The sequence below is a fragment of the Sphingobacterium shayense genome (assembly GCF_013179575.1).
Lineage (GTDB): Bacteria > Bacteroidota > Bacteroidia > Sphingobacteriales > Sphingobacteriaceae > Sphingobacterium > Sphingobacterium shayense.
Window position 1 is genome coordinate 1 of the sequence record NZ_JABMCQ010000287.1, and the last position, 2,469, is coordinate 2,469.

Genomic DNA, 2,469 nt, shown 5'->3' on the forward strand with positions numbered 1-2,469 from the left:
CCAATATTCCGTGCGCAAATCACGAGCTTTACGTCCATCAAAGTCATACTTGGCAATAAAGTTTTTAAATATTTCTTCCGGTTCTGGCAGTACATCGCCCCCAAAAAAATAATGCTCCCCGCCAACATGAATATGAAAAGCTTGATGATATGGTGTATGAGCGCCGTTAACTTCATAAGAAATCTGATGATTAATCTGCCCGTCTCCCTCTAAAAGAACAAGGTTTCCGCTACGTTGTATAACATCGAAGATCTCCGTTTTATAGGACGGGTTGTCGCCACTAAAGGCGTATATCCACTCTTCACGTTGTACGTAATATTCCGCGTTAGGAAATGCAACGCGGGCTACGCCGTCTTTAAAATCCACCATACCGCCCGTATGGTCCTTGTGCAAGTGCGACATTAATACATATTTAACATCTTCCGGACCATATCCTAATTTGCGGATGTTTCGGTGAATTAACAACTCGCCATCTTCATCGCGAAATCCAAGACCGGCATCACAAAGAATCAGGCCGTCTTCCGCCTCAATTAAAAAGGGGTGAACATGGACAAAAAGAGAGCCTTTTCGAGAAAGAGGGTCATCTTTTGTCGGGTCGAACGGTACGAAAACCTTCGAAGCATCGACCGAAAATGAGCCTTCGTAAAGAGAATATGCTTGAACCATTTTAATTAATTCGTAATTACGTATGTGACAAGCTCTTTTCTTTTAAGAGCTTTTACGCATTAGGTAAACCAATTTACAAAACGTATATTTACACGTTAATACAGCGGCAAAGGTATGCAAAAAAGGTGGGTAGTAAAACCAAAAAATGATGTCAAGAAATCCAATAAACTGCGTGAAGAACTAAGCGTTAGTCCGATAATCGCCGATTTACTTCTCCATCGTGGTATACAAACCTTTGAGCAAGCAAAATCTTTTTTTCGCCCTTCCCTAGATATGCTTCATGATCCTTTCCTTATGAAGGATATGGACCTCGCAATTTCACGTATCGAAAAAGCAATTGGCAATAAAGAGAAGATACTTATCTATGGAGATTATGATGTCGATGGAACGACATCAGTTGCAGTAGTATACAGTTTCTTTCGCGATTTTCACACGGGCTTGGAGTTCTACATTCCAGACCGCTATTTGGAAGGTTACGGAATATCCACCAAAGGAATTGATTACGCGGCTGAAAATGGGTTTTCATTGATTATCGCTCTAGACTGCGGTATCAAGGCTATCGAGAAGGTTAATTACGCCAAGAGTAAAAATATTGATTTCATCATCGGTGACCATCACCTTCCAGGACCGACAATACCCGAGGCAATTGCAGTTTTAGATCCGAAACGGACCGATTGTTCCTATCCGTATAAAGAACTCTCTGGATGCGGCATTGGTTTCAAAATAATCCAAGCATTTATACAAAAGAATGAAATGGATATCCAGTTAGCCTTTCAATATCTTGATCTCGTAGCTGTAAGTATCGCTTCTGATATTGTGCCTATAACTGGCGAAAACCGGATACTCACACACTTCGGCCTCAAGAAACTAAACACGAATCCTAATTGCGGCTTACAAGCGTTAATAAACTTGTCGTCCAACAAAACGGGCCAGTTTTCTGTAAACGATATCGTTTTTCAAATCGGTCCACGCATAAATGCGGCAGGGAGAATCGAGCACGCTAAAGATGCAGTAAAACTACTGATATCTAAATCTGTTCAAGAAGCTAAAGATTTCTCCGAAACGGTAGATGATCAAAATAATCTGCGAAAAGACTTTGATCTAAAAATAACGGAAGAGGCGTTAGATATCATAAACAGGAACGAGGCCCTTCAACTTCGAAAATCGACGGTGTTATTTAAGGAAGATTGGCACAAAGGTGTCATAGGGATCGTTGCCTCTCGGTTAACGGAAAAATACTATAGACCAACGATTATACTTACACAAACCAATGGACATATTGCCGGGTCTGCACGTTCTGTACTTGGCTTTGACGTATACGAAGCGTTGAGTGAATGTAGTAATCTGCTCGACCAGTATGGTGGACACAAATATGCTGCCGGACTAACCATGAAACGGGAAAATGTAGACGCATTTCAAGAAAAGTTCGAACAAGTAGTAAGCAGCAGTATCAAGCCTGAAATGCTTCAGCAAGAAGTTCAAATCGAGGCAATAGTTTCCCTAAAAGATATCGATGGTAAATTTCAACGTATCCTAAAGCAATTTGAGCCGCACGGGCCCCAAAACGACGCCCCTATTTTTATTTCGAAAAAAGTAACGGGTTCAGGCTTCATTGTAGGCTCCAATCATATAAAAATTACGGTGACGCAACAAGACTCTACTTACTACGAATGCATCGGGTTTGGGTTAGCAGAATATATAGATCATATTAATGCAGGTCTCCCATTCGACATATGCTATACTCTTGAAGAAAATAATTGGCGAGGAAAAAAGAATTTACAATTAAATATCAGAGCAATCCGA

The 2,469-nt window shown here is 40.8% G+C and carries 2 protein-coding genes; one reads left to right on the forward strand and one right to left on the reverse strand.

Features of this window, described 5'->3' with window-relative positions:
* Nucleotides 1–666: MBL fold metallo-hydrolase (locus HP439_RS18740; protein WP_172391850.1), on the reverse strand; the 666-nt coding region annotated here is incomplete at its 3' end.
* A gap of 114 nt (nt 667–780) precedes the next feature.
* On the opposite strand from HP439_RS18740, the gene recJ reads away from it, so the two are divergent.
* On the forward strand, nt 781–2,469 hold a 1,689-nt coding region (recJ, locus tag HP439_RS18745), incomplete at its 3' end, for a single-stranded-DNA-specific exonuclease RecJ (protein ID WP_172391851.1).